This is a genomic window from Desulfosarcina cetonica JCM 12296, from assembly GCF_001311845.1.
Classification (GTDB): domain Bacteria; phylum Desulfobacterota; class Desulfobacteria; order Desulfobacterales; family Desulfosarcinaceae; genus Desulfosarcina; species Desulfosarcina cetonica.
Window position 1 is genome coordinate 21,788 of sequence record NZ_BBCC01000071.1, and the last position, 7,372, is coordinate 29,159.

Genomic DNA, 7,372 nt, shown 5'->3' on the forward strand with positions numbered 1-7,372 from the left:
TTGGCAATCGTTCTCTTGGTGATGTTGTTATGCCCCGATTGTTAGAATTGTGTTAGCGGCTGTTTGAAAAATCGGGCCCGGTCCGGACATTTCAAACAACTGCTTCGCAAGAACGCCTTTTTCCAACCAACCGATGCCTGGTGGGCAGGCCACGACGACCGGATGGCCCCCTGCCGGGCAAAACCCGAGAAGGAGTATTCGCCCATGGCCATCCATCCGCTTGCCGGCAAGCCGGCACCAAGGGAGGTGCTTGCCAACATTCCCCGGCTCGTATCGGCCTACTACACCCACCGGCCCGACCCGTCCGACGCGGCCCAGAAAGTCGTTTTCGGTACTTCGGGCCACCGGGGTTCGTCTCTGAAGAACAGCTTCAACGAGGATCATATCCTGGCCATCAGCCAGGCGATCTGTGAATACCGGGCAGCCAACGCTATTACCGGCCCGCTCTTCATGGGCATGGATACCCACGCCCTTTCCGAGCCGGCCCTGGCCAGCGCCCTGGAGGTGTTTGCCGCAAGTGGCGTGACGGTCATGATCCAGGACGGCCTGGGCACCACCCCGACCCCGGTAATCTCCCATGCCATCCTGACCTACAACCGTGGCCGACAGAACGGGCTGGCCGACGGCGTGGTGATCACCCCCTCGCACAATCCGCCCGAGGACGGCGGCTTCAAGTACAATCCGCCCCACGGCGGGCCGGCGGAAGCCGAAATCACGCGCCAGATCGCCGAACGGGCCAACGCCCTACTCGGCAAGGCTCGCGAATCGATCAAACGCCTGCCTTTCGAAAAGGCCCTCAAGGCGTCGACGACCCATCTTTACGACTACATCCGGCCTTATGTGGATGATCTGGGCCAGGTGGTCGACATGGCGGCCATCGCCACTTCCGGGCTCAAGCTGGCCGTCGACCCCATGGGCGGGGCGGCGGTGGACTACTGGGCGCCCATCAGCGAGCGCTACGGCATCCCCATCACGGTGGTCAACCCTATCGTGGACCCGACCTTCGGTTTCATGACCCTGGACAAGGACGGCAAGATCCGCATGGATTGCTCCTCACCCCACGCCATGCAACGTCTCATCGGGCTCAAGGATCAGTTTGACGTGGCCTTCGGCAACGACACCGACGTGGATCGTCACGGCATCGTCACCCGCAGCAGCGGTTTGCTCAACCCCAATCACTTTCTGGCCGTGGCCATCTGGTATCTCTTCCAAAACCGGCCCGACTGGCCGCCGACGGCGGCCATCGGCAAGACCCTGGTCTCCACCTCGATGATCGACCGCGTGGCGGTTCACCTGGGCAAGCCCCTCTCGGAGGTGCCCGTGGGGTTCAAGTGTTCGTGGAGGGACTGATCAGCGGTGCCTACGGGTTCGGCGGTGAGGAAAGCGCCGGCGCCTCGTTCCTGCGGCGCGACGGATCGGTGTGGACCACGGACAAGGACGGCATCATCATGGATTTGCTGGCCGCCGAGATCACGGCCCGCACCGGCCAGGACCCGGGCGAAATCTACCGCGACCTGGAAGCACGCTTCGGCGCCTCGGTCTACGCGCGCATCGACGCCCCGGCCACGGCAGCGCAAAAGGCCGTGTTGGAAAAGCTCTCACCCGAGATGATCACGCAATCGGAACTGGCCGGCGAGCCGATCGTGGCCAAGCTCACCCACGCACCGGGCAACCAGGCGGCCATCGGCGGATTGAAGGTGGTCACGGCCAATGGCTGGTTTGCCGCCCGGCCGTCGGGCACCGAGGAAATTTACAAGATCTACGCCGAAAGCTTCAAGGGTCAGGCCCACCTGGAGACCATCCAGCAGGAAGCCCAGGCCATGGTGAGCGCGGTGTTCAGCGCCGCCGGCGTATAAAGCATCTCAGAAACCAAGGACCCCCATGCACGGATCAACCAGATGGACGTTTTGCGCGGGGTTCCCGGTTTCAGTCTCTATATGGATATTCATCCCCGCCCACCCTTTCGCAGGAGGAGTGCCATGCACGCGCTACGCGTTTTCGTTGCCCTGGTTGTGGCTGCCGGCCTCTTGACCCTTTCCGGCTGCGCCTATGTGAATGTCAAAGCCCCCCTGGACGTGAACCTGGACCAAACCCAACTGGGCGCCAAAACCGGTACGGCCGAGGCTCGCAGCGTGTTATGGCTCTTTGCCTGGGGCGATGCCAGCTACGCGGCCGCGGCAGCCAACGGGGGCATCGCCACCTTGCGGCATGCCGACCAGGAGGTGTTCACGGTCCTCTTTGGCCTCTACACGCGCTGGCGGGTGGTGGTGTATGGGGATTGATGTGCTTGGGATCGTTCGGCGCCGCATCGGGTGGCTGTTGACGTTGGCATGCGTCGGGATGGGCCTGTGTGCCTGCAGCACGGGACCGCTGGTGGGCGTGCTTTACACCAACGTACGCTTACCGCTGACCGAGGATTTGAATGCCACCCCGGCACCGACGGGGACGCCCGTTTCGGACCAGGTCCTGGAGATCAAGGAGCCCTTCAGCGGCGTGGGCCTCTATGCGCGCGTCAGCAACAACGCCATCGGCGAGATCGCCCGCCAAAATGGCGTGGATCCACTTTACTTCGCCGACCAGCGCGTCTTCAGTATCCTGGGAATCTTCAAGACCCATCGGGTCTATCTGTATGGTCGGCCTGTATGGTCGGCCGGCGATCTCCCCTGATCGTTTTGGATTAGCGCATAACGTCCGATTGCTTCTTGAAGCGGCCCACCAATTGGTTAAGTGCTTCCGCCATGGTCGCCAGCCCCTCGGCATTGTTGCGGATGCTGAGGCTGTTGTCGGCCATTTCCGAGGCCTCGGCGCTGACCTGATGAATATCCTGGGCAATGGTCGTTGAAACCGACGAACTCTGGTTGACGTTCTGGTTGACCTCTTGAATGCCCTGGGAGGCTTCGGCGACATTCCCGGCGATTTCCTGGTTGAATCGGACTGCTCCACCGTATCCCGGGCAATCTGGGAAACGATCGCGTTCACATCGTCGATCACCCGCATGATGGCGTCGATCTCCACCACGGTCTGATCCGTTGAGGACTGGATACCCTCGATCTTGCCGCGGATGTCGCCGGTGGCCTTGGCCGTCTGGGCCGCCAGCTCCTTGATTTCGTTGGCCACCACGGCAAACCCCTTGCCGGCCTCTCCGGCCCGGGCCGCCTCGATGGTGGCGTTGAGCGCCAGCAAATTGGTCTGCTCGCTGATCTCGGTGATGACTTCGGTCACCTTGGAAATATCCTCGGCCGCATGCCCCAGGGCGTTGACCTGATCAGCGGTTTTTCTGCCGCTGTCAACGGCCTGCTGGGTGATGGCCTGGGCCTTGTCCGAACGTTTGGCGATCTCCCCGATACGGCGGGTCATGTCTTCGGCGGCCTGGGCCACCATGTTGATATTGGTCGATGCCTGCTCGCTGGCCGCCGCCACCGAGGTCATGTTGACGCTCATCTCTTCGGCTGCCGCGGCAACACTGTCGGACCGTTGCGACATCGCCTCGGCACCGGAGGACATCTGCCGGGCAATGCGCGAAAAATCCGTGCTCGAAAGGCCCAGCTGGTGTGCGTTTTCACTAATCCGGCCGATCAGGTGGTCCATGTTCTCGATGAACAGGTTGAACCAATGGGCCAGGTTGCCGATTTCGTCACGGCTTTGGATGTTGAGGCGAACGGTCAGATCCCCCTCCCCTTGGGCAATATCCTGCAGACCGGCCGCCACACGCTTGACCGGCCCGACGATGACCCGCGTGCAAAAAAGGGCCGAAACGATACCCAGGAACACTGCGGCGATGACCGTGCCGACAATGACGGCCAGGGATACGGTCTTGATATGCGCCATCTCCCTGACGGTATACGCCTCGATGGCGTTCAGACTCGTCCACAGGGCCTCCTGAATGGCGGACATGCGTGTCAGATCGGCGGTCTGCAGGGTGAAGGCCGCGTTGTATTGGGACAAATGCTGATCCAGCCGGTCAAAGGTCGTCACCATCTCCCTGCCAATGGGCGACAGCGAGTCGCTGTTCACCACCTGTTCGTTCCAGTCATTGATGGCCGCCCGGGTCGCATCCCGCGCCAGGGTCATCTCCTCCCAGCGGGTGGCGGTATTGCGTTCGAAATAGCCTTGCACCTCGGCGCGGAAAACGTCATCGGCGGCAACAATCTTTTCCACCAGGAACTGGCCTTTCTCGTAAAGGGTCTTGATCGCATCGAACTCGGCCATGATCTGCGGCACGGCGTCGATTTTGCTTTTTTCGGCGCCGGTAATGCGGCCAAAGGCCTCGGCATAGGCCTCCAGCTCGGCGCTGGCCGCCTGAAGCGATTGGGCGACTTGCGCCGACAGGTCATCCCGCACACGAATCGTGGCCAGGGCCCGGCGGCACTTTTCCAGAGCCTCGGTCGCGTTCTGGTGGGCCAGCTCCTGGGCTGGCCGCCCCTCGTGGTAACTGTTCAAAAAAAACTGATCCACCTGGCCGCGCACATCGGCAAACAATCCCTTGGCTTGGTTGGCCTCCTGGTTCAGTGCCGTTTTGGCCAGCACGTTGCCCAAGGCCAGATATCCGGCCAAGCCGACCACCCCCGTCAACGTCAAGACCACCCAAAAGCCAACCCCAATTTTCATTCCCAGACTGAGATTCTTCACGTTTCCAGATCCTTTGCTGAACTGTTCCGTTCGCATGCCCCTCTCGTTGTCAACCCACCCGGCCCCATCCCACAGGAGAAGCGCATTTGGCCCCTATGAACAAACGCTGTTTTTGCGTGATAAAATGAATTTTGAAAAATCGATGACAATCATTCACCCGATGATATCGGCTGCAACCCGAAATAATTAACGGTTGTTCTGATTTTTCCGATGGAGAATCCACCAAAGAAGATCAATTCGTAAAAATTCGCTGAGCTGGCGGATTGGTAAAAAGCCCAAGATCAAGGCTTGCGGATCCTTAAGGAATGAGGCGTACTTTTGCGTACGCCGCAGTGACGAAGGATTCGCGTAACGCCGATATTGGGCTTTTTACCAATCCGCCAAAGAAGAAGGGCAGGCCCGACAGCGGCCTGCCCCAAGAGAGGAGAAGAGAGGAGGGTGATGACATTGTCACAACCCTTTGGCGCTATGCTGAACAAGGGGTGTTCAACCGCTTACCAAAAACAAGTTAAGACACCCGCACGCGTTATGCAAGAGTGAACATAACAATTTTCCGCGCTTCGGAAATGGGATTCAGCGGCCATCCTTCGGTATATCGCCGGAACCGCATGTGGCCAGCAGGCCACCGAAACGATCCACCAGGTCTTCGAAATAGGCCACCGCTTCCAGAATCGGCTCCGGCGCGGCCATGTCCGCCCCGGCCTGCCTGAGGGCATCCAGGGGGAACCGGCTGCCGCCCGCCTTGAGAAAATCCAGATAGGCCTCGCGTTCGGCCGCCCCACCCGCCAGCACCCGACCTGCCAGGCGATCGCAGCCGCCAGGCCGGTGGCGTATTTGTAAACGTAAAAGGCGCTATAAAAGTGAGGGATCCGCAGACACTCCAGATCCAGCGCCGGGTCGAGGACCAGGGATTCCCCGAAATACGCCTCCAGCAGGCCGTGATAGGTGGCGGTGAGCGTGTCCACGGTCAAGGGGTGCTGCTGCTCCGCCGCCTGGTGGATCAGGGCCTCGAACTCGGCGAACATGGTCTGGCGGAAAAAGGTGCCGCGCATGTTGTCGATCTCGCGGTTGAGAAGGTAGGCGGTCATTGCCTTGTCCGTGCGGTATTGGTTCAACAGGTATCGGCTGAGTAGCACTTCGTTGAAGGTGGAGGCCACCTCGGCAGCGAAGATGGTGTACTGGTGGTCCACATAGCTGGTGTTTTTTGGAAAGATACGAGTGCATGCTGTGCCCGGCCTCGTGCACCAGGGTGTAGAGGCTGTTGATGTTGTCGTTCTCGAAATTGAGCAGGATGTAAGGCGGCGAGTCGTAGCTGCCCGAGGAGTAGGCGCCGCTGCGCTTGCCCTTGTTCTCGTAACGGTCCACCCAGCCGCTGGTGAGCCCGTCGCGCAAAATCGTGGTATAGGCCTCGCCCAAGGGGGCCAGGGCCGAGACGGCGATCTCCACCGCCTCCGGGTAGGTGAGGCGGAAATCGATTGTCGACACCAAAGGCACGTAGGTATCGTAAAAATGCAGTTCATCCAGCCCGAGGGCCTTCTTCCGCAGGGCCAGGTAACGAAAAAGGGGCGCGGTGTTGGCCTTCACCGTTGCCACCAGATTGTCGTAAACCGTCTCCGGCACGTTGTCCGGGAAAAGCGCCGCACTGCGGCAGGAAGCATGCTTGCGCACCCGCGCGTAGAAAAGATCCTTCTTCACCGAGTGGGCCAGGGCCGCGGCGATGCCGTGCTTATGGGCCTGGTAGGTTTGGTAGTACTGATCAAAGGCCGTGCGGCGAATCTCCGGCTGGGGCTTCATGAGAAAAGAGATGAAATTGCCATGGCTCAGCTCCATCGATTGCCCCTTCTCGTCGCTGATCACGCCGAAGGTCAGATCGGCGTTGTCCAATTGGCTGAAGATCTGGGACGGTGCCCGGGCCACTTCCGAGGCCATGGCCAGGATCCGCTCGATCTCCTCGCCGTGGGTGTGGGGCGTGGCGCGCAGGATCTTCTCCAGAAAGAAAGCGTAGGGTTTCAGCGCCTCATGGGTGAGGAATTCGTCCGCGCGCGCCGCGTCCAGGGCCTGGATCTCCGGATCGATAAAACTGGCGGCCTCGGAAATGCGCGTGAACAGGCCCATGGCCCGGTCCAGCAGGCCGAGGTAATGGCTGTTGGCCTTGTCTTCATCGCTCTTTAGGTGGGCATAGGTGTACAGGTTGTCCAGATCGCGGGAGATGCCCAGGTGAAGGTCCAGGCCGCGGGCCAGGTTCCCGGGGGAATCCAACAAATGCCCGCGAAAGGCATCATAGCCGGAAAGCTTGGCGTCGGTCTCGGCAAATTGCCGTTCCCAGGCCGCATCATCGGCGAAAAACGGGGTCAGGTCCCACTGATCGGCTGCGGCAACTTCCGTGCGCAGGGGTATTTTTTGGGTATCGGACATGGATCAGTCTCCTTTTTTAACGATCGGATGAAACGTATCGGCAAGATCGGCGGCAACCTCGGTGATCACCGCGCGGAGTTCGAGTTCGGCCAACCAGTCGGACGGAATCACATCCGCCCCGTAACAGGCGCCGATGATGCTACCGGCGATCGCACCGGTGGAGTCGCTGTCGCCCGAATGGTTGACCGCCAAAAGGACCCCGCGCCTGAAATCGCGACCGGCCACCAGGGCGGCGTAAAGACCCATGGCCAGGGCCTCATCGGCCACCCAGCCCGCCCCAAGGGTTTCCATGGTCGCAGGTGTCGGATCGCCACGCCGGCTCAACGCG

Annotated in this window: 5 protein-coding genes and 2 pseudogenes; 3 read left to right on the forward strand and 4 right to left on the reverse strand. The window is 60.8% G+C overall.

Going from position 1 to position 7,372, the window contains the following annotated elements; translation table 11 throughout:
* Positions 1–204: 204 nt before the first annotated feature.
* The 3 genes and pseudogenes from JCM12296_RS16715 to JCM12296_RS16720 all read left to right on the forward strand — a co-directional run.
* Positions 205–1,463 (forward strand): annotated as a pseudogene (locus JCM12296_RS16715) (phosphohexomutase domain-containing protein); the annotation flags it as partial.
* 144 nt (positions 1,464–1,607) lie between these two features.
* Positions 1,608–1,856 carry a hypothetical protein gene (locus JCM12296_RS44720; RefSeq protein WP_246804432.1) on the forward strand — a complete coding sequence of 83 codons (249 nt, stop codon included), beginning with the start codon at positions 1,608–1,610 and terminating at the stop codon, positions 1,854–1,856.
* 123 nt (positions 1,857–1,979) lie between these two features.
* On the forward strand, positions 1,980–2,282 hold the full coding sequence (locus tag JCM12296_RS16720; RefSeq protein WP_054695458.1) for a TRL domain-containing protein: 303 nt from the start codon (positions 1,980–1,982) through the stop codon (positions 2,280–2,282).
* A 118-nt stretch (positions 2,283–2,400) separates the two neighbouring features.
* Here the strand turns inward: JCM12296_RS16720 and JCM12296_RS16725 are convergent, their stop codons facing one another.
* The 4 genes and pseudogenes from JCM12296_RS16725 to JCM12296_RS16740 form a co-directional block, all read right to left on the reverse strand.
* Positions 2,401–4,665, reverse strand: a complete 2,265-nt coding sequence (locus tag JCM12296_RS16725) for a methyl-accepting chemotaxis protein (RefSeq protein WP_054695461.1) — start codon at positions 4,663–4,665, stop codon at positions 2,401–2,403.
* 537 nt (positions 4,666–5,202) lie between these two features.
* Positions 5,203–5,421 (reverse strand): M3 family metallopeptidase, encoded by a 219-nt coding sequence (locus tag JCM12296_RS44725; protein WP_246804433.1) that lies wholly within the window; start codon positions 5,419–5,421, stop codon positions 5,203–5,205.
* Positions 5,422–5,492: 71 nt separating this feature from the next.
* A pseudogene (gene pepF, locus JCM12296_RS16735) lies at positions 5,493–7,044 on the reverse strand (oligoendopeptidase F); the annotation flags it as partial.
* 3 nt (positions 7,045–7,047) lie between these two features.
* On the reverse strand, positions 7,048–7,372 hold a 325-nt coding region (locus JCM12296_RS16740; RefSeq protein WP_172683937.1), incomplete at its 5' end, for an ADP-ribosylglycohydrolase family protein.